Source organism: Streptococcus catagoni (genome assembly GCF_011421425.1).
Taxonomy (GTDB): Bacteria; Bacillota; Bacilli; order Lactobacillales; family Streptococcaceae; genus Streptococcus; species Streptococcus catagoni.
The window spans coordinates 389,278-416,245 of record NZ_WPCW01000002.1; the positions used below are offsets into that span (position 1 = coordinate 389,278).

Here is a 26,968-nt window from a genome sequence, read left to right on the forward strand (position 1 = left end):
GAGACAAAACAAAGACCTTAGGATTTTGTATCATCTTTCACTCTTAGATTTTTAGTCTAATTTTGGAGCTGATACAGATCCTAAGGCCTTTTTATCTTATATGAACCTGAAATGACAGGTAAAACAAAATAGCAAGGAATTGTTAATAAGTGTAGAAACCATGTCCAGCTGCTTTTCCACTATATCCCTTATCAAGGAAGTCTTCTTTGAGCATCTTAGCTAAACGGGCATGGAGGCTGTCAGGGTTTTCAGTAGTGTCGGCGTAGTTTTTCATAATATTATAGGCTGTTTCAATACCGATAATATCAAGTATTTCCAGTGGTCCAAGAGGAGCTCCTGTGCCTAGCTTCCATGTCTTATCAATGGTCTTAGAATCAGATACTTTCATATAGTAAAGAGCTAGTGCATTTTCTAGGAAAGGAACGAGGATAGAGTTCAAGATATAGCCAGCCTGTTCCTTTTGTAATTTTAGAGGAACCATGCCTATGTCCTGTGAGAAACTTATCACTTGATCAAAGGTTTTCTCAGCTGTTTTTTCATGACCCATGACTTCGACAATATTGTTTTGCCAAATATTGTTAGCAAAGTGTAAGGCAATAAACATTTGAGGACGCCCTGTAAGCTCTGCAAATTGACTAGGCAATAAGGTTGAAGAGTTGGTGGCAAAAATGGTCTTGTCTGGAGCGACTTGAGCTAGTTGCTTATAAAAGTCTTCTTTTATAGAGATCTTTTCTGGGACAGCTTCAATAAGAAGATCGGCATCTGCTACAGCTTCTTTTAAATCTTTTGAAAATGTAATAGCCTCAGGCAGACTAGCAACCAGTTTCAAAGACTCAGAAACCTTGGACAAGAACATGTCATCTAAGTCTGGTAGAAGATTACTATTATAAGAAATAGCCTGTGCCTTGAGACCATAGGACTTTTTGGCAGCTTCTATTTCATCTTGGTAAACTTTGGCCAAGTGCTTGATACGTTTTTTGCCCTCTTTTATGGCCTTGTCATTAATATCATAAATGGTGACTTGCATACCCTTATAGGCTGCTTGAAAGGCAATTTGACTGCCTAGAACACCGCTACCGGCAACAGTTAAAGTTTTAATGCTCAGAAAAATCTACCTCCAAAATAATTGTATACGCTTACAAAGAGCAGTTTAACAAAAGCTTTTGATTTAAGCAAGTAAATAGTATACATAAATAAGTTAATAGAATAAGAAAGATTAGGCAGGGAAATGAGCTGTCTGCGTCAGCTATTTTTAGAACCTTATTACTTAGAGAATTCTTAACAGATACAAGCTTTCTCACCGATTATTTAGTGGCTTGGCTAAAAACTTTTTTTCAGGCTGGGTCTTGAACTTGAGATTTTTTATTTGAACTTTTAATATAAATACTTGCTTTTTTGAAATAGTATAGTACAATATAGTCGAAAAAGACAAATAGTATATCACATATGTTTAATTGTCCAAGAATAAACAGAGGAGGCTAGGGTTATTCAACTTAATCAAAGGCAAAAAGCGATTGTTGATATCGTCAAAGAAAATGAACCTATTACAGGGGAAAAAATAGCGGAGCTCTTACAGCTCACTCGCGCAGCATTAAGATCTGACTTGGTGGTTCTTACCATGTTAGGGGTCTTGGATGCTAAACCAAAGGTTGGTTATTTTTATATAGGTCATAGTGAACCGAGTCAGGAGTATAACCTTTTCAAGGAAATGCATGTCTCTCAAATTATGGGCGTTCCCTTAACAGTTCATCAAAATGATTCTGTTCATGATGTTATTGTCCAAATCTTTATGGAAGATACCGGTGGAGGTTTTGTTTTAGACCAGGATGGTTACCTGGTTGGCTTGGTTTCTCGAAAGGATCTGTTGAAGGCTAGTATTGGTGGTGGTGATTTGACAAAATTACCAATAGGCGTGATTATGACACGGTTTCCCAATATTACTACAGTTTTAGAAGAAGAGCTTGTTCTAGAGGCTGCTGAAAAGTTGGTTACCCGTCAGGTCGATAGCTTGCCAGTTGTGCGGCCAGGAAAAGATGGTCGTTTGAAAGTCGTTGGAAAATTTTCCAAAACCATCATCACTAGATTATTTCTTGAAATCAAAGAATAGGTCTGAAAAGGAGGTATCATGGACGAACAATTATCAATATTTATTATCTCAGACTCTCTGGGAGAAACGGCTAGGGCTATTGCTAAGGCTTGTCTGCAGCAGTTTCCCATGCATGAACATTGGAAATTTGAGCGCTTTTCCTATATTAATAGTAAAGAATTACTAGAAAAAATATTAGAACAGACTAAAGACAAAAATGTTTGCTTAATGTTTAGCTTTGTTGACGATAAACTAGCAGGCTATGCTCAAGAACGTTGTCAGACTGAAGGATTAGTCTACGTTGACTTATTAACAAATGTTATTAAGGCCATGTCTAGGGTATCTGGTCTCACACCTCTGGGCCAACCGGGTTTGCTGAGGAGATTGGATAAAAAATACTTTAAACGGGTTGAAGCCATTGAATTTGCCGTCAGATATGATGATGGCAAGGATCCAAGAGGAATATTAAAAGCAGATCTTGTCTTGTTAGGTATTTCAAGAACTTCTAAAACGCCTTTAAGCATGTACTTGGCGGACAAGCATCTGAAGGTTGTTAATATCCCCTTGGTACCAGAAGTTCCTATACCTAGGGAACTCTATCAGATCAGTCCTAAAAAAATCATCGGCTTAACTAATTCTATTGAACGGTTAAGTCAGGTTCGTAAGGAACGACTCAAATCAATGGGCTTATCTAGTAATGCTAATTATGCTAATAGGGAACGTATTTTTGAAGAAGTCCAGTATGCAGAAGTTGTTATGAAACAACTCAAATGCCCAATGATCAATGTTTCTGATAAGGCTATTGAAGAAACAGCAACAATTATTCTTGAAATCTTAAAAAATAATGATTTGTAAAATGGAGGCACAGATGGACACTAAGTTTGTATATCGTTTTGTTGAAGGTCACAAAGATATGAGAAGTTTGCTAGGTGGTAAGGGAGCTAACTTGGCAGAAATGACAAGTATTGGTTTACCCGTACCACAAGGTTTTACGATTACAACTCAGGCTTGTAATACTTATTATGATAATGATGGTAAAATAAGTGCAGACATTTTAGATCAAATCGATCAGGCCTTAGAACTTTTGGAAGTGGAACAAGGTAAAAAACTTGGAGATGACAAGGATCCACTCCTAGTATCAGTCCGTTCCGGAGCAGTCTTTTCCATGCCTGGAATGATGGATACTATCTTAAACCTAGGCTTAAATGATAGCAGTGTCCAAGGGTTAATTGCGTCAACACAAAATGAACGCTTTGCCTATGATAGTTACCGACGTTTTATTCAGATGTTTGCTGATGTTGCCATTGGTATTCCTAAGTACAAATTTGATATGGTTTTAGACCAAGTTAAGGAAGATAAGGCTTATGAAGATGATACAGATTTAAGCGGAAATGATCTGAAAGAAATCGTAAAAACCTTTAAACAGATCTATCAAACTGAGACTGGCTATGCCTTTCCACAAGATCCTAAAAAACAATTACTCTTAGCAATTGAAGCAGTCTTTAAATCCTGGAATAATCCCCGTGCCAAGGTCTATCGGAAATTAAATGATATTTCCCATAGCTTAGGCACTGCCGTTAATATTCAGGCAATGGTTTATGGAAATATGGGTGAAAACAGCGGAACAGGAGTTGCCTTCACCCGTAATCCATCAACCGGAGAAAATCAATTATTTGGAGAATACCTTATCAATGCCCAGGGAGAAGACGTTGTAGCAGGGGTTCGTACCCCTCAAGATATTAACCGCTTGAAAGAGGATATGCCTGGCATTTACAAGCAATTCTTAGAGATTACACGTTTACTTGAAAATCACTATCATGACATGCAAGATGTAGAATTTACCATTGAAAAAGGGAAGCTCTTCATGTTACAAACCAGAAATGGAAAACGAACAGCAAAGGCTGCCATTAAAATAGCTGTTGATCAGGTCAAAGAAGGCTTAATCAGTAAGGAAGAAGCCATTTTACGGATTGAACCTAAGCAACTAGAGCAATTACTTCATCCGTCCTTTGATAATAAAGACCTTGAAGCAGCAGAGCTCCTTACCACGGGTTTGCCAGCTTCTCCGGGAGCTGCCTGTGGACAGGTCTACTTTCACGCTGATGATGCGGTCAGAGAAGCCAAGGTTGGAAAAACAGTTCTGCTGGTCAGACAAGAAACCTCACCAGAAGACATTGAAGGAATGGTCAGTGCCAAAGGAATTATCACAGCCCGTGGTGGGATGACTTCTCATGCTGCAGTTGTTGCTAGAGGAATGGGCAAACCCTGCGTAGCTGGTTGTAGTCACATGCAGGTTGATGAAGAAGCCAGAATTCTTACTGTTGCTTCCTTAGTAGTTAGAGAAGGTGACTACCTATCCATTGATGGAGCGACTGGTTCTGTCTATCTAGGGCAAGTTCCTATGACAACTTCAGATCTTGACCAGGATTTCATAACCTTCATGGAATGGGTCGATCAAGAACGTGATATGAAAGTACGCAGTAATGCAGATAATTCTCGTGATGCCCAAAAAGCATTGGACTTTGGAGCAGAAGGTATTGGCTTGTGCCGGACAGAACATATGTTCTTTGATGAGGAACGCATTCCACTGGTGCGTCAAATGATTGTAGCTGATAGTGTTGAAGAACGTGTTAAGGCCTTGGATAAATTGTTACCACACCAAAGAGATGATTTTTACAAGATTTTCAAGGTACTTGATGGGAAGTCTTGTAATATTAGACTGTTAGATCCACCCCTACATGAATTTTTACCACATGATGAAGAATCTATTGGTAGCCTGGCACAGGAGTTACATATCCATGTCAATGACCTTAAAAAACGGATTAAAGAACTGGAAGAATTTAACCCTATGCTTGGCCACCGTGGCTGTCGTTTGTCCATTACCTACCCAGAGATGTATCAAATGCAAGCGCGAGCCATTAGCCAGGGAGCTATTAAGGCTATGCAAGAAGGTGTTTTTGTCAGTCCCGAAATTATGGTTCCCCTAGTCTCTACCGTGGAAGAGTTGAAAATTATTCGTGGACTCATTGAAGAGGCTGTTGAGGAAGAATTGCAGAAGGCAGGAGCAAGAATGGACTATACCATTGGAACCATGATTGAAATTCCTAGAGCCTGTGTCACAGCTGATGATATTGCTGAAGAAGCTGATTTCTTCAGCTTTGGTACAAATGATTTGACCCAAATGGGCTTTGGTTTTTCACGTGATGATGCTGGTAAATTCTTGGGTGAATACATGGAGAAAGATATCTTTGAGAAAGATCCTTTCCAAGTATTAGACCAAAAAGGTGTTGGTCGTTTATTGAAAATGGCTGTGCAACTAGGCCGTTCAAGCAAGTCAGATCTTAAGATGGGTATCTGTGGGGAACACGGAGGCGAGCCAGCTTCAGTTGAATTCTGTTACCAACAAGGTCTCAACTATGTTTCATGCTCTCCTTTTAGGGTACCAATTGCTAAATTAGCGGCAGCTCAGGCAAAGATTAAGGCCGGTGGTTCAAGTCTATCTCTAGATAAATAAAATCCTTGCACTGGTTTGTAGGCACTTAGCTGAAAGAACCAGCATAACTTAACATAAAAAAATCCCTCCAATGCTTCTAGACTGCTAGAACTTGGAGGGTTTTTCTGGTCACAAAAGAAAATAAGCTTTCACCTGAGGTGATTTTTTATAGACTAAAAAATAAAGGCTACTCATAAAAAATGCCCCTTTCTCTGAGAGCATTCTTTAGGCAAGGGAAGCTTATTTCTAAGGAGAGGTCTCTATGAAAAGCAGTATTTTGTGTTATAATGATGTCAGACTATGTAAATTAGAAACCTAAGGAGAAGTCATGAAAATTTCTGAAGAAGAAGTGCGCCACGTGGCCACATTATCAAAATTATCATTTTCTGACGCTGAAACGAGTGAATTCGCAACCACCCTATCAAAAATAGTGGACATGGTTGAAATGTTAGAAGAAGTCAATACTGAAGGAGTAGCCATCACAACGACCATGGCTGATTGTAAAAATGTTATGCGTCAAGACCTTGCAGAAAAAGGGATAGACCGTGAACTACTCTTTAAAAATGTTGCAGAAAAAGAAAATAACTTTATCAAAGTACCAGTAATTCTTGAAGATGGAGGAGATGCCTAATGTCATTTAATCATAAAAGTATTGAAGAATTACACCAGCTTCTTGTCTCAAAAGAAATTTCAGTCCGGGAATTAACCCAAGCGACCTTAGCTGATATTAAAGAACGTGAAGAAGCTGTAGATTCTTTCATTAGTATTGAAGAAGACAAGGCTTTGGCTCAAGCAGATGCCATTGATGCTAAGGGAATAGACAAAGATAACATCATGGCTGGAATCCCTCTGGCTGTTAAGGATAATATCTCAACAAAAGGCATTTTGACAACAGCAGCTTCTAAGATGCTTTATAATTATGAGCCTATCTTTGATGCTACAGCCATTGCCCAGGCCTATGCTAAGGATATGGTTATTATTGGGAAGACCAACATGGATGAATTTGCCATGGGAGGTTCAACAGAAACATCCTACTTTAAAAAAACCAAGAATGCTTGGGATCACAGCAAGGTTCCAGGTGGCTCTTCAGGTGGTTCAGCCACCGCAGTAGCTTCAGGTCAGGTTCGCCTATCCCTTGGTTCTGATACAGGCGGCTCAATTCGTCAGCCAGCCGCTTTCAATGGGGTGGTCGGCTTTAAACCAACCTATGGAACGGTTTCTCGCTTTGGATTAATTGCCTTTGGATCTTCCTTGGATCAAATAGGGCCATTTTCACAAACTGTTAAAGAAAATGCGAACCTGCTTAATGTCATAGCCGGACCAGATCCCAAAGATTCAACCTCTGCACCTGTTTCTATAGCTGATTTTACTTCTAAGATCGGAAAAGATATCAAGGGGATGAAGATTGCACTTCCTAAGGAATATCTAGGAGAAGGCATTGATCCACAAATTAAAGAAAATGTCTTGAAATCTGCTAAAGAATTTGAAAAGCTAGGAGCTATTGTTGAAGAAGTTCGCCTTCCTCACAGTAAGTACGGCGTTGCTGTTTATTATATTATTGCTTCTTCTGAAGCTTCATCTAATTTACAGCGTTTTGATGGTATCCGCTATGGCTACCGTGCCGAAGATGCAAAAACTTTAGATGATATTTATGTCAAAACACGTAGTCAGGGCTTTGGAGACGAAGTTAAACGTCGAATTATGCTTGGAACCTTTAGTCTGTCATCAGGCTACTATGATGCCTACTTCAAAAAAGCGGGTCAAGTGCGTACATTGATTAGTCAAGATTTCCAAAAAGTATTTGACAAGTACGATCTGATTCTAGGGCCAACTACTCCGACCCCAGCATTTGGCTTAGACACGCTTAACCATGATCCTGTATCCATGTATTTGGCAGATCTTCTCACTATTCCAGTCAACTTAGCTGGCCTTCCAGGAATTTCTATTCCTTCAGGCTTTGTTGATGGCTTGCCAGTTGGCTTACAATTAATTGGTCCTAAATATAGTGAAGAAACAATTTACCAAGCCGCTGCAGCCTTTGAAGCTGCTACAGATTACCATAAGAAACAACCACTTATTTTTGGAGGTGACAAGTAATGAACTTTGAAACAATCATTGGCCTCGAAGTCCATGTTGAGCTAAATACACATTCTAAAATTTTCTCACCTTCTTCTGCTCATTTTGGACAAGAAGCTAACGCCAACACCAATGTCATTGACTGGTCCTTCCCTGGGGTCTTACCAGTCATGAACAAGGGTGTTATTGATGCGGGGATCAAAGCTGCGCTGGCCCTTAATATGGACATCCATAAAAAGATGCACTTTGACCGCAAGAATTATTTCTATCCAGATAATCCAAAAGCCTATCAAATTTCGCAATTTGATGAGCCTATTGGTTATAATGGCTGGATAGATATTACACTGGAAGATGGCTCTCAGAAGAAAATCCGTATTGAACGTGCCCACCTAGAAGAAGATGCCGGCAAAAACACTCACGGAACTGATGGCTACAGCTATGTTGACTTAAACCGTCAGGGTGTTCCCCTAATAGAAATCGTATCAGAAGCAGATATGCGTTCACCAGAAGAAGCCTATGCTTACTTGACAGCTCTAAAAGAAATCATCCAGTACACTGGTATTTCTGATGTCAAGATGGAAGAAGGTTCCATGCGTGTGGATGCCAATATCTCTCTTAGACCTTACGGTCAAGAAGCCTTTGGTACTAAGACAGAATTGAAAAACCTCAATTCATTTTCTAATGTTCGTAAAGGGCTTGAATTTGAAGTAGAACGCCAGGCCAAAATCCTTCGCTCAGGTGGTCTTATCCGTCAAGAAACCCGTCGTTATGATGAGGCTAATAAGGGTACTATCCTCATGCGGGTTAAAGAAGGAGCAGCGGATTACCGTTATTTCCCAGAACCAGATCTGCCCTTATTTGAAATTGACGATGCCTGGATTGCTGAAATGCGTGAGCAATTACCTCAGTTCCCAGCTCAACGTCGCCACAAATATGTTTCTGAGCTGGGTCTTTCAGGCTATGATGCTGGACAGTTGACTGCAACAAAAGCTCTGTCTGATTTCTTTGAAGCTGCAGTAGCCTTAGGCGGAGATGCCAAACAAGTTTCAAATTGGTTGCAAGGTGAGGTGGCTCAGTTCTTGAATGCAGAGGGCAAGGGCATTGAAGACATCAACTTAAGCCCAGAAAACCTAATTGAAATGATTGCCCTGATTGCTGATGGAACCATTTCATCAAAAATTGCCAAAAAAGTCTTTGTGCATCTAGCTAAGAATGGCGGTTCAGCAAGAGAATTCGTTGAAAAAACTGGTTTGGTTCAAATTTCTGATCCAAAAGTTCTCATTCCAATTATTCATCAAGTTTTTGCAGATCATCAAGAAGCAGTAGCCGACTTTAAAGCTGGCAAACGAAATGCCGACAAGGCCTTCACAGGTTTCCTTATGAAAGCCACAAAGGGTCAGGCAAACCCACAAGTAGCACAAGCTTTATTAGCGGAAGAGTTACAAAAACTATAAGACTAAAAAACCTATTATCACTAGCTGTGTCTCTTAAGTTGGATATAAAATGGGACTTAAGAGACGCAGTTAATGAGGTTTTTTTACTTGTTTGCTATTTGTTTTACATCAATTTTATAATACATAAAGGAAGATAAATGGAGAAAAAGAATGGTTCTCTGATGGTGCTTTCGGACGGTATAGCCTGGGGGATTTCAGGAGTTTCGGCTTTTAAGCAAAAGAAAAGATTTATGACAGTTGTTTCTAGCTCCAAGACCCTACTGTCCATACTGGTATTTTGTATCTGTGCTCTGCTGTTAAACCAGTATTCTTATTTAAATGCTATTCGCTATACCAATGCAGGGACGGCAACGGTTCTACAGTATCTTAACCCTATCATCATCTTACTTGTTATTTCTATAAAAGAAAGACGTCGTCCGACCTTTACGGAATGCCTTGCCATGTTTTTAGCCATAATGGGAACCCTTGTTATTCCTACTCATACTGATCTCTCTCAACTAGCCATCACACCAGTTGGTCTGTTTTGGGGGCTTTTAGCGGCACTGACTGCGGCATTATACATTATCATCCCAGCGAAGTTGGTTGCAGAATGGGGCAGTTTAATTATTATTGGTTTAGCAATGATGATGGGAGGAGTTATCTTTCCTATAATGACACAGGCTTGGCAATATCAGTTGCCCTTGACAGGGCATAACCTCCTTGCCTTGTAAGAATAGGGACAATCTATGCTTACACTTTCTTTTTAAAGGGGACCAACAGGGTTGGTTCTGTAAAAGGCAGTTTACTAGCAGCAATAGAACCAGTTGCCTCAGTATTCTTTGCAGCTTTATTGTTAAAGGAAGTCTTTTATCCTATTGATCTTTTGGGAATGACTTTTATTATGGTATCAGTCTTGTTGATCACAGTTAGAGATTCTTTCCTCTTAATGAAGACAGAAAAATTAAAAGACGTTTATGAAGCGTCTCAGAAGAAAAAAAGAGCAAAATTATGGTAAACTAATGTTAATAAACTCATAGGAGAAAAAGGAGAAAGAAGATGATTGGTTCATTAATTGTAGGCGCTATTATTGGGATGATAGCAGGAAAGATTACAAACAAAGGAAGTTCCATGGGTTGTTTTGCCAATATCGCAGCTGGCTTAATTGGCTCTGCCGTGGGTCAAAAACTCTTTGGCTACTGGGGACCACATTTAGCTGGTATGTCTATTCTCCCTTCTATTATTGGAGCTGTCATAGTAGTTGCTGTGGTATCTTATTTCTTTGAACACAGATAAAAAAGATCAGTTGTGGAGCCACAACTGATCTTTTTTGCAACATGAAATTGTCTTATCTTTTAATGGTTGCCATAATCATTATAGGAAAGGAATATTTAAAAAAGGTAACAAATGGATAACAAAAAAGGGGGCTTTTGACTTATTTGATATACTTTTGCAAAAGCTGCTTAGAAGGTTGAAGGTCGAACTATTATAGAAAATAATGCTAATTTATGGTAGAATTTAGAAAAATATGAGGAGGAGCTTTGCATGAAAGCTATTATTACAGTTGTAGGAAAAGATAGTAAGGGTATTGTTGCAGGGGTTTCTGGTAAGATAGCTGAGCTGGGTTTAAATATTGATGATATCTCTCAGACTGTATTGAATGATTATTTTACCATGATGGCACTGGTTTCTTCTGACAAGCAAGAAAATTTTTCAGAATTAAGAAAAGAGTTTAATGATTATGGAAAAGAGCTCCATGTTGACATTAATATCCAAAGCACGGCCATATTTGATGCTATGCATAAACTATAAGGAGATCAACTAATGGATATAAAACAAGTTCGTGAAACCATTGCTATGATTGAAGAGCAGCATTTTGATATTCGTACGATTACCATGGGGATCTCTCTTTTAGATTGTATTGATCCTGACATCCACAAGGCTGCTGAAAAAATCTACACTAAAATTACAAGTAAGGCGGCTAACCTTGTTGCGGTAGGAGATGAGATTGCTGCAGAGCTAGGCATTCCCATTGTTAATAAACGTGTCTCTGTAACTCCGATTTCCCTTATTGGAGCTGCAACTGATGCAAAAGATTATCTGCCCCTGGCAAAGGCTCTAGATAAGGCTGCTCATAAAATAGGAGTAGACTTCATCGGAGGCTTCTCAGCCCTGGTACAAAAAGGCTACCAAAAAGGTGATGAGATTTTGATTCATTCCATCCCAAGAGCCTTAGCCGAAACTGAAAAGGTCTGTGCCTCAGTTAATATTGGCTCTACCAGATCCGGTATCAATATGACAGCTGTGGCTGATATGGGACGAGTTATAAAGGAAACTGCAGAGCTTTCTGACTTAGGAGCCGCAAAATTGGTTGTTTTCGCCAATGCTGTGGAAGATAATCCATTTATGGCTGGCGCTTTTCATGGGGTCGGCGAAGCCGATGTTGTTATTAATGTTGGTGTATCTGGTCCAGGAGTTGTTAAAAGAGCCTTGGAAAAAGTGCGTGGGCAAAGCTTTGATATTTTAGCGGAGACAGTTAAGAAAACAGCCTTTAAAATCACCAGAATTGGTCAATTAGTGGGACAAATGGCTAGTGAAAGATTGGATGTTAAGTTTGGAATAGTTGACCTCTCCTTGGCACCAACCCCAGTAGTGGGAGACTCTGTAGCCCGTGTCCTTGAAGAAATGGGTCTTGAAAGAGTTGGCACTCATGGAACAACAGCAGCATTAGCTCTTTTAAATGACGCTGTCAAAAAAGGAGGTGTTATGGCCTGCAACCAAGTGGGTGGTTTATCTGGAGCCTTTATTCCTGTTTCTGAAGACGAGGGGATGATTGCTGCTGTTCAGACAGGAGCCTTGAATTTGGAAAAACTAGAAGCTATGACAGCCATCTGTTCTGTAGGTTTAGATATGATTGCAATTCCAGAAGATACTCCCTACCAGACCATTGCTGCCATGATTGCTGACGAGGCTGCTATAGGGGTTATCAATCAAAAAACCACAGCGGTCAGAATTATCCCCAAAGGAAAAGTCGGAGAGATGATAGCATTTGGTGGCCTGCTAGGATCTGCTCCCGTTATGGCTGTCAATGAAAACTCATCTGCAGATTTCATTGCACGAGGAGGACAAATACCTGCTCCTATCCACAGCTTTAAAAACTAAGAAAGACATTTGCAAGATTTTGCAAGTGTTTTCATTTAATGCTATAATAAAAGAGACTATTTTGGAGGAAAAAATGACTAAGACAAGACTTTATATTGCTAGACATGGTAAAACAATGTTTAATACTATAGGACGAGCCCAAGGATGGTCTGACACCCCTCTCACCAAATTTGGTGAAGAAGGCATCCGAGAACTTGGTCTGGGATTAAAAGATGCGGCTATTCCCTTTAAGTCAGCCTTCTCCAGTGACTCTGGAAGAACCATGCAAACCATGGAGATTATTCTGAGGGAGTCTAAAAATGAATTTATCCCCTATACACGTGACAAACGTATCCGTGAATGGTGTTTTGGCAGCTTGGATGGAGCCTACGATTCTGAATTATTCCTCGGGGTTTTACCAAGGACAAAGGCCTTCGCAGGCAAGGAGAATATGCGTGAAGTTCCCTATTCTGAATTAGCAGAAAGCATCGTTGAAGTGGACACTGCCAACTGGGCCGAGCCTTGGGAAGTTCTAAAAAAGAGGATTTGGGATGGCTTTGAAGCTATAGCCTTGTCTATCCAAAATTCAGGTGGAGGCAATGCAATTGTAGTTAGTCACGGGATGACTATTGGTACCTTTATGTGGCTGATTGATCCTGATAGAGAAAAGCAGTATATAGATAATGGTAGTATTACTGTTGTTGATTTTGAAGATGGGAAATTTACCATTAAAGCAATAGGTGATATGAGTTATCGTTACCGTGGACGCGAAATAATTGAGAAAATGGCAAATGAAAAATAATAAACTCTTGGCAATATTATTGAAGTTTTTAGTAGTTTTACTCTTTCTTTTTTGCTTGTATTACTTTGTAAAGGGAGACCAAGCTCTCTCTCAAACATCAAAAAATCAGCAAACAAAGGTTCTTTCAAGTCAAAGTACTAAAAGTAAAGAAAGTGCTTTACCAAAGGTATCGGCAGGTGATTGGCAGTTAGTACTTGTTAATAAGGATCACCATAAAGATGAGATGAATCCTAAGTTAGTTGATATCAATGGAATCAAGGTAAATGCAAAGATTGAAAATGAGACAGCTGAATTTTTAGCAGCTGCCCAAACCATAGACCCTCAAGAACATTTGATTTTAGGTTACCGAAGTGTGGAAGAACAAGCCAGTCTTTACCAATCCTATGTTGATCAAGAAAAAGCAAAAGCTCCTAATTTAACCCAGAAAGCAGCCGAAGCTCTTGTTCAAGGCTATTTCCAGGCTCCAGGGACAAGTGAGCACCAAACAGGTTTAGCTATTGAGATGAGTACGGTTGATACCTTAAACCAGTCTGATTCTAAAGTGGTAGAAAAAATCAAAAAAATTGCTCCAGACTATGGCTTTGTTTTGCGCTTTCCAGAAGACAAAAAGGATTCTACGGGTGTAAACTATAGAGATTGGCATTATCGTTATGTCGGGAAAAAATCAGCTAAGTATATGACAGAAAACAACCTATCATTGGAAGAATATGTAGGCTTATTAAAGGAGAAAAGATGAGAAAACGCTTGAAATTAAACACTTTCTTAATAGTCTTATTCTTCTTTTTGTTCCTACTTATGACACCCTTAATCATTCATGGAAAAACACCCCAGTCTACCCAATTGGTGAAGGTGGCCTATACAGAGAAGGATTTTGTGGCGGAGATTGCTCAGGATGTCAAACCCCTAGCAAAAATCTATGGAGTGAGGCCATCAGTAATCATTGGACAAATTATCCTAGAAACGAATTCAGGAAGGACACTTCTTGCGGCCAGATATAAAAATCTCTTTTCACTGACAGCAAGGCCTGGTCAGGACTTTATTGGGCTTATAAAAAGTAGGCCAACTAGTCAGTCGAGGGGCAATAGTAAAGTTCATTTTGTCCACTATCGCAATTGGGAAGCCTCTATAGCAGATTATTTTTATACTCTAAGAAATGGTCAGCTATGGGGAAAACACCTTTACCGCTTGTTAGCTACAGAAGTAGGTTACAAGGAAGCTGCCCAGGCTCTGGAAGAGTATATTTATCCTGATGACAAACATTACTCAGATAAACTGATAAAAGTTATTGAAGAAAATAATTTAACAGCCTATGATAAGAAAAATTAGCACTCTGAAAAAAGAGTGCTAATTTTTTAAGTTTTTCTCTTGACAAGCTTTTAGGATATAGTATAATGAAAACATAAGTTAGCAGTCTAAGGATATGAGTGCTAATTGTAAAAGGAGGTGCTTGGTTCATGATAACAGAACGTCAGAACGAGATCTTAAACCTGATTATTGATTTGTTTACGCAAACTCATGAACCAGTTGGCTCGAAAGCTTTACAGTCTTCCATTGAGACCAGTAGTGCAACCATTCGAAATGAAATGGCCAAGCTAGAAAAGCTTGGTTTACTAGAAAAAGCCCACACATCAAGTGGTCGCTTGCCAAGTCCAGCAGGTTTTAAATATTTTGTGGAGCACTCGCTAAATCTTGGAAGCATTGATGATGCAGATGTTTATCAGCTTGTTAAGGCCTTTGACTTTGAAGCCTTTAAACTAGAGGATCTTCTCAAAAAAGCTAGTCAGGTTCTGGCAGAGATAAGTGGCTATTCCGTTGCAATCTTGGATGTTGAGCCATCCTCTCAAAAGCTAACCGCCTTTGACATTGTCCAACTTTCTGCTCATGACGCCTTGGCTGTCTTAACTCTGGATGAGTCCAAGCCCTTAACTGTCCAGTTCGCTATACCTAAAAACTTTTTAGCCCGTGACATGGTCAAGGTTAAAGAAATCGTTGACGAACGTCTTATTGGACGTGACTTAATGGATGTTCACTACAAGTTAAGGACGGAAATACCACAGATTCTTCAGAAATACTTTACAGTAACAGATAATGTTTTAGACCTCTTTGATTATATCTTTCAAGGGTTGTTTGAAGAAACAATATTTGTATCTGGTAAAGTAAAAGCTTTGGAGTATTCTGGTGTGGAAACCTATCAATTTCTAAATGATGAACAAATGTTGGCTCTAACCATCAGGCAGGGCATGTCGGAAAATGAAATGGCCACGGTACAGGTTGCAGATAGTTCTGATCCGGCCTTATCCAATCTAAGCTTGTTAACCTATAAATTTCTCATCCCTTATCGGGGCTTTGGACTACTAAGCTTAATTGGACCCATTGACATGGACTATCGAAGAAATGTCAGCCTCATCAATGTCGTAGGAAGAATATTAGCTATTAAACTAAGAGATTACTTCCGCTACTTAAATAGTAATCATTATGAAGTTAACTAGGATGTATGGGTCACTCCCACAATGACTATCAAAAAAGAAAGAGGTCTTAGTTTTGTCAAAAAAATCTAAAAAAGAAGAAATGAACAAGGAAGAAGAAGTCAAAGACGAAAAAGTTCCTGATCAAGAGCTTGAAGAAATGAAAGAAGACTCAGCAGAAGTAAAAGAAGACAAAGTTGAAGAACTTCCTAAAAAAACAGACTTGGAGATGGCTCATGAACGAGCAGAAGAATTTGAAAATAAGTATCTTCGTGCCCATGCTGAAATGCAAAATGTCCAACGCAGATCACATGAAGAACGTCAAAGTCTGCAACGTTATCGTTCCCAAGACTTAGCTAAAAAAATCCTTCCAAGTCTAGACAATTTGGAAAGAGCTTTAGCTGTTGAAGGCCTAACTGATGATGTTAAAAAAGGAATAGAAATGGTTCAAGAAAGTTTGATCCAAGCCCTTAAAGAAGAAGGTATCGAAGAAGTTCCAGTGGAAAGCTTTGATCACAACCTACACATGGCTGTTCAAACTTTAGAAGCTGATGAAGAACATCCAGCCGACACCATTGCACAGGTCCTCCAAAAAGGCTATAAGTTACACGAACGCCTATTAAGGCCAGCAATGGTAGTTGTTTATAATTAGCCAATGCTGATGGTTGCTAAAGCAAGTCATCAACAAATGGCAATCGCTATGGCGAATTGCCTAGGCTCCTTACTAATTTTCTATACGGAATATTATCGATTCGTATAGAAAATGTTCTAACCAGCGATTTTTACGTGTCCGGGATGACATAAAACTAGGATAGAAAGCAAAAAACAAAAATTAAAGAGGTATATAATATGTCTAAAATTATCGGTATTGACTTAGGTACAACTAACTCAGCAGTTGCAGTTCTTGAAGGGACTGAAAGTAAAATTATTGCAAACCCAGAAGGTAACCGTACAACTCCTTCAGTTGTATCTTTCAAAAATGGTGAAATCATTGTTGGTGATGCAGCGAAACGTCAAGCTGTTACAAACCCAGATACAGTTATTTCTATTAAATCAAAAATGGGTACTTCCGAAAAAGTATCAGCTAATGGTAAAGAGTACACACCACAAGAAATTTCAGCTATGATTCTTCAATACCTAAAAGGCTATGCAGAAGAGTACTTAGGTGAAAAAGTTGAAAAAGCAGTTATCACTGTACCTGCTTACTTCAATGATGCTCAACGTCAAGCTACAAAAGATGCCGGTAAAATTGCTGGTTTAGAAGTTGAACGTATTGTCAACGAACCAACTGCTGCAGCACTTGCTTATGGTATGGATAAAACTGACAAAGAAGAAAAAATCTTGGTATTTGACCTTGGTGGTGGTACCTTTGACGTATCAATCCTTGAATTAGGTGATGGTGTCTTTGATGTTTTAGCAACTGCTGGTGACAACAAACTTGGTGGTGACGACTTCGACCAAAAAATCATTGATTTCTTAGTTGAAGAATTCAAAAAAGAAAATGGTATTGACCTTTCACAAGATAAAATGGCTTTACAACGTTTGAAAGACGCTGCTGAAAAAGCTAAAAAAGATCTTTCAGGTGTGACTCAAACACAAATCAGCCTACCATTTATCACAGCTGGAGCAGCAGGCCCTCTTCACTTAGAAATGAGCATGTCTCGTGCTAAATTTGATGACCTTACTCGCGACCTAGTAGAACGTACTAAAACACCAGTTCGTCGTGCTCTTTCAGATGCTGGTTTATCACTTTCAGAAATTGATGAAGTTATCCTAGTTGGTGGTTCAACTCGTATTCCTGCAGTTGTTGAAGCTGTTAAAGCTGAAACTGGTAAAGAACCAAACAAATCTGTTAACCCAGATGAAGTTGTAGCTATGGGTGCTGCCATCCAAGGTGGTGTTATCACTGGTGATGTTAAAGATGTTGTCCTTCTTGACGTAACACCATTGTCACTTGGTATTGAAACAATGGGTGGTGTCTTCACTAAATTGATCGACCGCAACACTACAATTCCTACTTCAAAATCACAAGTCTTCTCAACAGCAGCAGACAACCAACCAGCTGTTGATATCCACGTTCTTCAAGGTGAGCGCCCAATGGCAGCAGACAACAAGACTCTTGGACGTTTCCAATTGACTGATATTCCAGCAGCACCTCGTGGAATTCCTCAAATCGAAGTAACCTTTGACATTGACAAAAACGGTATCGTTTCTGTTAAAGCTAAAGACCTTGGTACACAAAAAGAACAACATATCGTTATCAAGTCTAACGACGGTCTTTCTGAAGAAGAAATTGACCGCATGATGAAAGACGCAGAAGCAAATGCAGAAGCAGATGCTAAACGTAAAGAAGAAGTTGACCTTAAAAACGAAGTTGATCAAGCCATCTTTGCCACTGAAAAAACCATCAAAGAAACTGAAGGTAAAGGTTTCGACACAGAACGTGATGCTGCTCAATCAGCACTTGATGAACTAAAAACAGCTCAAGAATCTGGAAATCTTGAAGATATGAAAGCTAAACTTGAAGCATTAAATGAAAAAGCACAAGCATTAGCAGTCAAGATGTATGAACAAGCTGCAGCAGCACAACAAGCAGCTCAAGGAGCAGAAGGCGCTCAATCTGCAGACCAAGCTTCAAACGGCGATGATGTTGTAGATGGTGAATTTACGGAGAAATAGGAAGTGAGTGGCAGTCCTGTGGACTGTTCAGACTGTAGGTAATAGGCTAAGAAGCTCTGCAGGCTATCAATAGATTTTCTATTTCTGCGAGCTTATTAACGCTAACTCTGCTGTGCTGAAACTGCCTAAAACGCCTATATTATAGGCATTTTAGACAGTCGGAACTTTCGAGACCTTAGGCTCGAAAGTTAGGTATGGAATTCTTTGGTTTTCTTAAACAGTCACTCCCCTGACTGTTTAACCTGTCCGACAGCACCTAAGGAAGGTAGCAAAAAGCGATTTTTTCTTCAAACTGAACAGTCCCATTTTCGACGATAGTAGTACTCCAAAAAGGCGGGGCGCCTCGCCCCGTCTGTTTTGGCTGTAAAAACTAAGGATTCTGATATAAAAGCAAACTTAGAGAGGCATTAATCTTTCTGAGCTTGCTTGTGTGAATGTAACAAAATGAAGGATGGCAAGTGTTTGAGCAATCAAACACGGGCTACGAACAACGCCCTTTGTATCTTATAGAGAGGAAATGAACCCGCCCTAAGGACTGTGTGAAAAAGATAAACTGATTTGTATGTAAGCATACTTCTTCAGTTTCCTATTTTCACGGTTGTCTTTTACGGGCTTGGTATCTTATATTATATGAACAATACTGAATTTTATGAACGGTTAGGTATTTCCAAGGATGCCTCACAAGATGAGATCAAAAAGGCCTACCGTAAAATGTCAAAAAAATATCATCCAGATATTAATAAGGAGGCAGGAGCTGAACAAAAGTATAAAGAAGTTCAAGAAGCTTATGAAACCTTGAGCGATTCTCAAAAACGTGCTGCCTATGATCAGTATGGTGCTGCTGGAGCCCAAGGAGGCTTTGGTGGTGGAGCAGGCGGTTTTGGTGGTTTTGATGGCGGCGGCTTCGGTGGCTTTGAAGATATCTTCTCAAGCTTCTTTGGTGGCGGTGCAAGTCGTAACCCAAATGCGCCAAGACAAGGTGATGATCTTCAATACCGGGTTAATCTTTCTTTTGAAGAAGCTATTTTTGGTGTCGAAAAAGAAGTATCCTATAATCGAGAATCAGTCTGTCATACCTGTTCTGGTTCTGGTGCTAAACCTGGAACCAGTCCTGTAACCTGTGGACGTTGTCATGGTTCTGGGGTGATCACAGTTGATACCCAAACACCACTAGGTATGATGAGACGTCAGGTTACCTGTGATGTCTGTCATGGAACAGGGAAAGAGATTAAGAGCCCGTGTCCAACCTGTCATGGAAGTGGACATGAAAAAGAAACCCATAAGGTTTCTGTGAAAATCCCAGCTGGGGTTGAAACGGGTCAACAGATCCGCCTTCAAGGTCAAGGGGAAGCTGGCTTCAATGGCGGCCCTTATGGTGATCTCTTTGTTGTCTTAAATGTCTTGCCTAGCCAGAAATTTGAGCGCAATGGTTCAACCATTTACTATACCCTAAATATTTCCTTTGTCCAAGCAGCTCTTGGTGCTACAGTTGATATTCCAACAGTTCACGGCGATGTTGAAATGTCTATTCCTTCTGGAACACAAACAGGTAAAACTTTCCGACTCAAAGGAAAGGGCGCTCCTAAATTACGAGGGAGTGGACAGGGCGATCAACATGTAACCATTAATGTTGTGACTCCTACAAAACTGAATGAGGCTCAAAAAGAGGCGCTTAAAGCCTTTGCAGAGGCTAGCGGAGAGGCTGTATCAGCTCCTAAGAAAAAAGGCTTTTTTGATAAAGTAAAAGACGCCTTTGAAGAAATCTAAACACTTATTTCCAACCTGAACAAAAAATGTTCAGGTTTTTTTGATTAAAATGATTGCAAGAATGACAAAGTTAGGGTAAAATAATGTCACGGTAGTTTGAATATCAAACTACTTTTTACATGTTCCTTGTTTTAAACTGGAAAGGGGTAGTCCAATGAGCTATCAAACAATATTATTTGAAATAAGAGAAGAAGTTGCTACACTGACGCTCAACAGACCTGAAATTTCAAATGGTTTTAATGTTGCTTCCTGTCAAGAAATACTTGATGTCATAGAGCAAGTGAAAAAAGATGCCAACATTCGTTTTCTGGTCATTAAAGCCGTGGGGAAAGTTTTCTCTGTGGGCGGAGATCTAGTAGAAATGAAAAGAGCAGTTGACGATGAGGATATTCAATCCTTAGAGAAAATTGCAGAGCTGGTACAGGTTATTACTTATGAGATAAAGCATCTGCCAAAACCAGTAATTCTTTGTGCTGATGGTGCAGTAGCTGGAGCAGCCTTTAACATTGCTCTAGCAGTGGACTTCTGTCTGATTAGCGACAAGACAAAATTTGTTCAGGCCTTTGTAAATGTTGGTTTAGCACCAGATGCAGGAGGACTTTACTTGCTAACACGTGCAGTAGGTTTAAACCGAGCTGTTCATTTAGTTATGACTGGAGAAGCAGTCTCTGCTGAAAAAGCATTAGAATATGGCTTTGCCTACAAGGTATCTAAGTCAGAAGATTTGGAAGCTACCCTTGAGCAAGTCCTAAAAAGACTTAAAAGAGGCTCTTCTAATTCTTATGCAGCTATGAAAGCTTTAGTTTGGCAAAGTTATTTTTCAGACTGGGAAAACTATGCACCTTTGGAGTTGGAATTACAAAGTCAATTGGCTTATAAAGAAGATTTTAAAGAAGGCGTAAAAGCTTATAGCGAAAGAAGAAGACCAAATTTTAAAAATGCTTAGACTTCATAAATTCTTGCAATATAGTTTGAACTCTGATATAATTTGAAAGTCAAAGTTTATTGGAGGGAGGTGCCCAGGTGGAATATCAACAAATTAATGACTATTTAGTGGACATATTTAATCGTATTTTAGTGATTGAAGAGATAAGTCTGAAAACTAGTCAATTTAATGATGTTTCTTTAAAAGAGATGCATACCATTGAGATTATTGGTAAATATAATCAAGTTACTCCCAGTGACATCGCTAGGGAATTAATGATTACCTTAGGTACTGTTACAACCAGTCTCAATAAACTTGAAGCTAAAGGTTATATTGAACGGACACGATCACTTTCAGATAGACGGGTAGTTTTTTTGAGCCTGACCAAGAAAGGTAGACTTTTAGATCGTTTACATGCAAAATTTCATAAAAACATGGTTGGTCATGTTATTAAAGAAATGGATGAAGAAACGATGAAAGCTCTATTAAAGGGACTTAGTAATCTACATCAGTTTTTGGAGGACCTTATTTAATGCCCTATACAAAGATTAGTCAGGCAGCTCATTATGTCCCAAAACAAGTTGTGACAAATGACGACTTGACTACCATTTTAGAGACCACCGATCAGTGGATCTCTTCAAGAACTGGTATTAAAGAGAGACGTATCTCTCAGAATGAGGAAACCAGTGACTTAGCTATTAAGGTGGCTGAAAAGTTACTGAAAAAAAGCAATTATTCAGCCCAAGAACTTGATTTTATCATTTTGGCTACTATTAGCTCCGATTCGACTATGCCCTCAACAGCAGCCAAGGTCCAGGGAGCTATCGGAGCCAGTAAAGCCTTCGCTTTTGACCTCAGTGCAGCTTGTAGCGGCTTTGTTTATGCTCTGGCCATGGGCGATAAATTGATTAGCTCTGGCCTTTACCAAAAAGGTTTGATTATTGGTGCAGAGATATTATCAAAACAACTGGATTGGACAGATAGAACAACAGCAGTTTTGTTTGGTGATGGCGCTGGAGGTGTCCTTATCGAAGCTTCAGATCAACCTCACTTTTTGGCTGAATCTTTAAGTACCGATGGAACAAAAGCACAGTGTTTAACCTCTGGAATAAGCGGTTTATCTTCACCCTTTTCAGAAAGTACTGATTCAGACCCCTATATTAAGATGGATGGAAGAGCTATTTTTGATTTTGCCATTCGTGATGTTTCTAAAAACATTTCAGACTTGATTAAAGAAAGCGGACTTGACAAAGAGACCATTGATTATCTCTTCTTACATCAGGCTAATAAAAGAATTTTAGATAAAATGGCAAAGAAAATCGGTCTATCTCGAGAGAAATTTCTAGAGAATATGATGACCTATGGAAATACTAGCGCAGCAAGTATTCCAATCTTGTTATCAGAGTCTGTCCAAAAGGGGCAAATTAGGTTAGATGGTAGCCAGACAGTCTTACTTTCCGGTTTCGGTGGAGGTTTGACATGGGGAAGTCTAATTGTTAAAATTTAGTTATATTATGTGGCGATCACATTTATAAAAATAAACTTACACATTTTTAAGGAGAAATAAAATGGCAGTATTTGAAAAAGTACAAGAAATTATCGTAGAAGAACTTGGTAAAGAAACAGAAGAAGTGAAAATGGAAACAACTTTTGATGAGTTGGATGCAGATTCTTTAGACGTTTTCCAAGTTATTTCAGAAATTGAAGATGCATTTGACATCCAAATTGAAACTGAAGAAGGCTTAAATACTGTCGGCGACTTGGTTGCTTATGTAGAAGAAAAAACAAAATAAGAGCTTAATTAGACTAGAAACTTAGGCATTTCTTGAAACCATTCCTTATCGTTTTTTGATTTGCTGTAGATCTAATAAAAAGAACAAACGGGTGAGATTACCCCTCTTCAAGGAATATTTCATCCTTTCTTCTTACACTAATAGTTTGATTATCAAATTATTTTCTTTGTAATAGAAGGTATATAATGAAAACACGAATTACAGAATTACTAAATATTGAATATCCGATATTCCAAGGAGGAATGGCCTGGGTGGCCGATGGCGATTTGGCCGGAGCGGTTTCAAACGCAGGTGGTCTAGGGATCATTGGTGGTGGAAATGCTCCTAAAGAAGTTGTCAAAGCAAATATTGACCGCGTAAAAGCTATTACTGATAAACCCTTTGGTGTCAATATCATGCTCCTCTCACCATTTGCCGAGGATATCGTAGATTTGGTAATTGAAGAAGGTGTTAAAGTTGTAACGACTGGTGCTGGCAATCCTGGTAAGTATATGGAACGTCTGCATGAAGCTGGAATCATAGTTATCCCAGTAGTTCCTAGTGTTGCGCTGGCAAAAAGAATGGAAAAATTAGGCGTTGACGCTGTGATTACAGAAGGCATGGAAGCAGGCGGGCATATTGGTAAGCTAACCACGATGACTCTGGTACGTCAGGTAGTTGAAACTTTAACCATTCCTGTTATTGCTGCAGGAGGTATAGGAGATGGCAGAGGAGCAGCGGCAGCCTTTATGCTGGGTGCAGAAGCTGTCCAAGTAGGAACACGCTTTGTTGTTGCTAAAGAATCTAATGCCCATCAGAATTTTAAGGATAGGATCCTAAAGGCTAAGGATATTGATACAGTTGTTTCTGCACAAGTCGTTGGCCATCCCGTAAGATCCATCAAAAACAAGCTGACAAATGCTTATTCTAAGGCCGAAAAAGAATTTTTAGCTGGTGAAAAAACTGCATCTGAAATTGATGAGATGGGAGCCGGTTCACTAAGAAATGCAGTAGTTGACGGTGATGTCGTTAATGGTTCAGTTATGGCTGGGCAAATTGCAGGGCTTATCACCAAGGAAGTAAGCTGTCAGGAAATCATAGCTGATATTTTCTATGGAGCGGCTAAGGTCATTAGAGATCAGGCTAAAAATTGGGAAAATGTACTCAACAACTAAAAAATACTTGTGAGGAATGAAATGACAAAAACAGCCTTATTATTTGCAGGGCAAGGTTCCCAAAAGTTAGGAATGGGTAAGGACCTCTATGAAGCTTTTCCGATAGTAAAAGAAACATTTGATCAAGCCAGTCAAGTACTGGGTTATGATCTTAGATTTCTAATAGATCATGATCAGGAGAAGCTCAATCAAACCAGGTACACACAACCTGCTATTTTAACAACTTCGATCGCTATCTATCGTTTATTAAAGAGTCATAAGTTCCATGCAGACTATGTAGCTGGCTTATCACTTGGTGAATATTCGGCTCTTGTAGCTTCAGGTGCTATTGATTTTAAAGATGCCCTAAGCCTAGTGGCTAAAAGAGGCCAACTGATGGAAGAGGCAGCACCTAGGGGCAGCGGCAAGATGGTGGCTGTTTTAAATACAGAAGCCTCTATCATTGAAGCAGCTTGTAAGGAAGTCTCTGACCTAGGAATTGTTTGGCCGGCTAACTATAATACCCCAGGACAAATTGTCATTGGTGGTCAGGTAGAGGCTGTCAATGCAGCCATTGAGCTTTTAAAGGAAAGAGGAAGTAAAAGACTGATTCCCTTAAATGTCTCAGGTCCCTTTCATACAGCACTTTTAGCATCGGCAAGTGAAAAATTAGGACAAGAATTAAGGAAGATAGATTTTAAAGAACTTAAGATACCCTTGGTTGGAAATACAGAAGCTAAGCTTATGTCCAAAGAAGACATAGCACAGCTACTTGAAAGACAAGTAATGGAACCTGTTCGGTTCTACGAAAGTATCCAGACCATGAAGGCTTTGGGTTGCGACCAGTTCATTGAAATTGGTCCTGGAAAAATTCTTAGTGGCTTTATTAAAAAAATTGATAAAAACTTGCAGTGTCAAAGCATTGAAGACATTCAAACTTTGAGAGATTATTTAAAGAATTAGAGAGGTATTTTATGGAATTAACAGGAAAAAATGTATTTATTACAGGTTCTACAAGAGGAATTGGTCTAGCAATTGCCCATGCTTTTGCTGAAGCTGGAGCAAATATTGTTATAAATGGAAGATCTGCTATTTCGGAAACTCTTCTATCAGACTTTGCTTCATATAATGTCAAGGTATGCCCTGTTTCAGGAGATGTATCAGATGGTGCAGATGCTAAAAGAATGATCCAGCAAGCTATAGATGAACTTGGGTCTGTGGATATTCTTGTCAATAACGCTGGAATTACTAATGATAAACTGATCATGCGTATGACAGAGGAAGACTTTGAAAAAGTTCTAAAAATCAATCTAACGGGTGCCTTTAATATGTCTCAAGCCGTTTTAAAACCAATGTTAAAGGCTAGACAGGGATCTATTATCAATATTTCTAGTGTTGTGGGCCTAACAGGTAATGCTGGCCAAGCAAACTATGCCGCATCCAAGGCTGGATTGATTGGTCTGACTAAGTCTCTAGCAAGAGAAATTGCTAGTCGTGGCATCTGTGTTAATGCTGTAGCACCAGGATTTATCATGTCAGATATGACAGATGTACTGCCAGAAAAAACACAAGAGGCTATTTTAAGTCAGGTTCCAATTGGCAGAATTGGAGAGGCAAAAGAAGTTGCAGAACTAGTTAGATTCCTAGCTGGTCAAAACTATATTACAGGACAGGTTATTGCCATTGATGGTGGCGTAACCATGCAATAATAAAGAGGTAATAAAATATGAATCATAATAGAGTGGTCGTGACAGGTTATGGATTAACCTCACCAATTGGTAATACACCTGAAGATTTTTGGACAAGTTTAAGAAATGGTAAAATCGGGATTGCACCCATTACCAGATTTGACACTAGTGATTATGCTGTTAAAAATGCTGCTCAGATAGATGATTTCCCCTTTGATAAATACTTTACCAAGAAAGATCTGAATCGTTTTGACATGTATTCCCTATATGCGCTTTATGCTTCCTTGGAAGCTGTCAAAAATGCCCGACTTGATTTAGAAGAAGTCAATAAAGACCGTATGGGAGTTATTGTTGCTTCTGGGATTGGTGGTATCACAGAAATTGAAGAACAGGTCATTCGTCTTCATGAAAAGGGAACAAAACGTGTTAAGCCAATGACTTTGCCAAAGGCCTTGCCTAATATGGCTGCTGGTAATGTGGCTATGAAGTTAGAAGCAAAAGGCGTTTGTAAGTCAATAAATACAGCCTGTGCCTCATCAAATGATGCTATAGGAGATGCTTATCATACCATCAAATTTGGCCTACAAGATATCATGGTAGTTGGTGGCGCAGAATCTTCCATCACACCTTTTGCTATTTCAGGTTTCCAAAGTTTGACAGCATTGTCAACAACCGTAGACCCAAGCCGTAGTTCGATTCCATTTGATAAGGAGAGAAATGGCTTTATCATGGGGGAGGGTTCTGGTATGTTAGTTCTTGAAAGTTTGGAACATGCTCAAAAACGTGGCGCAACGATCCTAGCTGAAATAGTAGGCTATGGAAATACTTGTGATGCTTACCATATGACTTCTCCACATCCAGAAGGATTAGGAGCTAGAAAAGCTATTCAGTTGGCCTTGGATGAGGCTGGACTAGAAGCTAAGGATATTGATTATGTCAATGCACACGGTACCTCTACACCTGCTAATGAAAAGGGTGAAAGTCAAGCCATTGTTGCAGTACTTGGCAAGTCAGTTCCAGTTTCTTCAACCAAATCATTTACAGGACATTTATTAGGGGCGGCAGGGGCTGTAGAAGCGATTGCTACCATTGAAGCCATGCGTCATAGTTACATACCAATGACAGCAGGAACAAGAGAACTTTCAGATGACATTGAAGCAAATATTGTATGTGGTCAAGGAAAAGTGTCTAAAATTCGCTATGCCCTTTCTAACACCTTTGGATTTGGTGGCCATAATGCTGTTTTAGCATTTAAAGATTGGGAGGATTAAGTGTGGGCCTTTGAGGAGATTAGAAATTTAATTTCACATTTAGATGCATTAGGCTTAAACGAGCTTACTCTAAAGATCGAAAAAATTGATCTAATTTTTAAAAAGAATCACTCAACTGAATGTAATATAAAAAATACAAAAAACATAGTAACGACATACTACCGCAAATGGAAAACTTTTTGAAAGAAGAAAATCCTTTTAGTGGAATAATTCTGGAAT

The 26,968-nt window shown here is 39.3% G+C and carries 25 protein-coding genes and 1 pseudogene; 25 read left to right on the top strand and 1 reads right to left on the bottom strand.

The window, feature by feature from the left end; all coding sequences use genetic code 11:
* Window positions 1-142: 142 nt before the first annotated feature.
* Window positions 143-1,105 carry a 3-hydroxyacyl-CoA dehydrogenase gene (locus tag HBN42_RS05790; protein ID WP_165994188.1) on the bottom strand — a complete coding sequence of 321 codons (963 nt, stop codon included), beginning with the start codon at window positions 1,103-1,105 and terminating at the stop codon, window positions 143-145.
* A 381-nt stretch (window positions 1,106-1,486) separates the two neighbouring features.
* Here HBN42_RS05790 and ccpN point away from each other — a divergent pair, with 381 nt between their 5' ends.
* The 25 genes and pseudogenes from ccpN to fabF all read left to right on the top strand — a co-directional run bounded on the left by ccpN (window position 1,487) and on the right by fabF (window position 26,749).
* Complete coding sequence (gene ccpN, locus HBN42_RS05795) at window positions 1,487-2,107, top strand: transcriptional regulator CcpN (protein WP_165994189.1); 621 nt, start codon at window positions 1,487-1,489, stop codon at window positions 2,105-2,107.
* A gap of 18 nt (window positions 2,108-2,125) precedes the next feature.
* Entirely contained in the window at window positions 2,126-2,941 is an 816-nt protein-coding gene (locus tag HBN42_RS05800; RefSeq protein ID WP_165994114.1) for a pyruvate, water dikinase regulatory protein, read from the top strand.
* Window positions 2,942-2,954: 13 nt separating this feature from the next.
* Complete coding sequence (gene ppdK / locus HBN42_RS05805) at window positions 2,955-5,600, top strand: pyruvate, phosphate dikinase (RefSeq protein ID WP_165994115.1); 2,646 nt, start codon at window positions 2,955-2,957, stop codon at window positions 5,598-5,600.
* A gap of 307 nt (window positions 5,601-5,907) precedes the next feature.
* Window positions 5,908-6,210, top strand: a complete 303-nt coding sequence (gene gatC / locus HBN42_RS05810; protein WP_165994116.1) for an Asp-tRNA(Asn)/Glu-tRNA(Gln) amidotransferase subunit GatC — start codon at window positions 5,908-5,910, stop codon at window positions 6,208-6,210.
* Entirely contained in the window at window positions 6,210-7,676 is a 1,467-nt protein-coding gene (gene gatA, locus HBN42_RS05815; RefSeq protein WP_165994117.1) for an Asp-tRNA(Asn)/Glu-tRNA(Gln) amidotransferase subunit GatA, read from the top strand. The genes gatC and gatA overlap by 1 nt, the downstream gene beginning before the upstream one ends.
* Window positions 7,676-9,109 (top strand): Asp-tRNA(Asn)/Glu-tRNA(Gln) amidotransferase subunit GatB, encoded by a 1,434-nt coding sequence (gatB, locus tag HBN42_RS05820; RefSeq protein ID WP_165994118.1) that lies wholly within the window; start codon window positions 7,676-7,678, stop codon window positions 9,107-9,109. The genes gatA and gatB overlap by 1 nt, the downstream gene beginning before the upstream one ends.
* Before the next feature lie 137 nt (window positions 9,110-9,246).
* Window positions 9,247-10,103: pseudogene (locus tag HBN42_RS05825) on the top strand (DMT family transporter).
* A gap of 41 nt (window positions 10,104-10,144) precedes the next feature.
* On the top strand, window positions 10,145-10,381 hold the full coding sequence (locus HBN42_RS05830; RefSeq protein WP_165994119.1) for a GlsB/YeaQ/YmgE family stress response membrane protein: 237 nt from the start codon (window positions 10,145-10,147) through the stop codon (window positions 10,379-10,381).
* Window positions 10,382-10,630: 249 nt separating this feature from the next.
* On the top strand, window positions 10,631-10,897 hold the full coding sequence (locus tag HBN42_RS05835) for an ACT domain-containing protein (protein ID WP_165994120.1): 267 nt from the start codon (window positions 10,631-10,633) through the stop codon (window positions 10,895-10,897).
* 12 nt (window positions 10,898-10,909) lie between these two features.
* Window positions 10,910-12,247, top strand: a complete 1,338-nt coding sequence (locus HBN42_RS05840; RefSeq protein WP_165994121.1) for a PFL family protein — start codon at window positions 10,910-10,912, stop codon at window positions 12,245-12,247.
* A gap of 73 nt (window positions 12,248-12,320) precedes the next feature.
* On the top strand, window positions 12,321-13,028 hold the full coding sequence (locus tag HBN42_RS05845; protein WP_165994122.1) for a histidine phosphatase family protein: 708 nt from the start codon (window positions 12,321-12,323) through the stop codon (window positions 13,026-13,028).
* The gene (locus HBN42_RS05850; RefSeq protein WP_165994123.1) at window positions 13,018-13,764 is read left to right on the top strand and encodes a M15 family metallopeptidase; all 747 of its coding nucleotides are present in this window, start codon (window positions 13,018-13,020) and stop codon (window positions 13,762-13,764) included. Before HBN42_RS05845 ends, HBN42_RS05850 begins: the two co-directional genes overlap by 11 nt.
* Entirely contained in the window at window positions 13,761-14,354 is a 594-nt protein-coding gene (locus HBN42_RS05855) for a glucosaminidase domain-containing protein (protein ID WP_165994124.1), read from the top strand. The genes HBN42_RS05850 and HBN42_RS05855 overlap by 4 nt, the downstream gene beginning before the upstream one ends.
* Before the next feature lie 128 nt (window positions 14,355-14,482).
* Window positions 14,483-15,517: a heat-inducible transcriptional repressor HrcA gene (gene hrcA / locus HBN42_RS05860; RefSeq protein WP_165994125.1), complete on the top strand. Its 1,035-nt coding sequence runs from the start codon at window positions 14,483-14,485 to the stop codon at window positions 15,515-15,517.
* Between the two features lie 79 nt (window positions 15,518-15,596).
* Window positions 15,597-16,145, top strand: a complete 549-nt coding sequence (gene grpE, locus HBN42_RS05865) for a nucleotide exchange factor GrpE (RefSeq protein WP_165994190.1) — start codon at window positions 15,597-15,599, stop codon at window positions 16,143-16,145.
* A gap of 197 nt (window positions 16,146-16,342) precedes the next feature.
* A complete protein-coding gene (gene dnaK, locus HBN42_RS05870; protein WP_165994126.1) occupies window positions 16,343-18,172 on the top strand; it encodes a molecular chaperone DnaK in 1,830 nt (609 codons plus the stop codon).
* 630 nt (window positions 18,173-18,802) lie between these two features.
* Entirely contained in the window at window positions 18,803-19,939 is a 1,137-nt protein-coding gene (dnaJ, locus tag HBN42_RS05875) for a molecular chaperone DnaJ (RefSeq protein WP_165994127.1), read from the top strand.
* 154 nt (window positions 19,940-20,093) lie between these two features.
* Window positions 20,094-20,885, top strand: a complete 792-nt coding sequence (locus HBN42_RS05880; protein ID WP_165994128.1) for an enoyl-CoA hydratase — start codon at window positions 20,094-20,096, stop codon at window positions 20,883-20,885.
* Between the two features lie 77 nt (window positions 20,886-20,962).
* Window positions 20,963-21,397, top strand: coding sequence for a fatty acid biosynthesis transcriptional regulator FabT (fabT, locus tag HBN42_RS05885; RefSeq protein ID WP_165994129.1), 435 nt, complete (start codon window positions 20,963-20,965; stop codon window positions 21,395-21,397).
* Window positions 21,397-22,371: a beta-ketoacyl-ACP synthase III gene (locus HBN42_RS05890; protein ID WP_165994130.1), complete on the top strand. Its 975-nt coding sequence runs from the start codon at window positions 21,397-21,399 to the stop codon at window positions 22,369-22,371. The genes fabT and HBN42_RS05890 overlap by 1 nt, the downstream gene beginning before the upstream one ends.
* A gap of 61 nt (window positions 22,372-22,432) precedes the next feature.
* Window positions 22,433-22,657 carry an acyl carrier protein gene (locus HBN42_RS05895; RefSeq protein WP_165994131.1) on the top strand — a complete coding sequence of 75 codons (225 nt, stop codon included), beginning with the start codon at window positions 22,433-22,435 and terminating at the stop codon, window positions 22,655-22,657.
* Window positions 22,658-22,842: 185 nt separating this feature from the next.
* Window positions 22,843-23,811, top strand: a complete 969-nt coding sequence (fabK, locus tag HBN42_RS05900; RefSeq protein WP_165994132.1) for an enoyl-[acyl-carrier-protein] reductase FabK — start codon at window positions 22,843-22,845, stop codon at window positions 23,809-23,811.
* Between the two features lie 21 nt (window positions 23,812-23,832).
* Entirely contained in the window at window positions 23,833-24,753 is a 921-nt protein-coding gene (gene fabD, locus HBN42_RS05905; RefSeq protein ID WP_165994133.1) for an ACP S-malonyltransferase, read from the top strand.
* Between the two features lie 11 nt (window positions 24,754-24,764).
* Entirely contained in the window at window positions 24,765-25,499 is a 735-nt protein-coding gene (fabG, locus tag HBN42_RS05910) for a 3-oxoacyl-[acyl-carrier-protein] reductase (RefSeq protein WP_165994134.1), read from the top strand.
* A gap of 17 nt (window positions 25,500-25,516) precedes the next feature.
* Complete coding sequence (gene fabF / locus HBN42_RS05915) at window positions 25,517-26,749, top strand: beta-ketoacyl-ACP synthase II (RefSeq protein WP_165994135.1); 1,233 nt, start codon at window positions 25,517-25,519, stop codon at window positions 26,747-26,749.
* The last annotated feature ends 219 nt before the right edge of the window (window positions 26,750-26,968 follow it).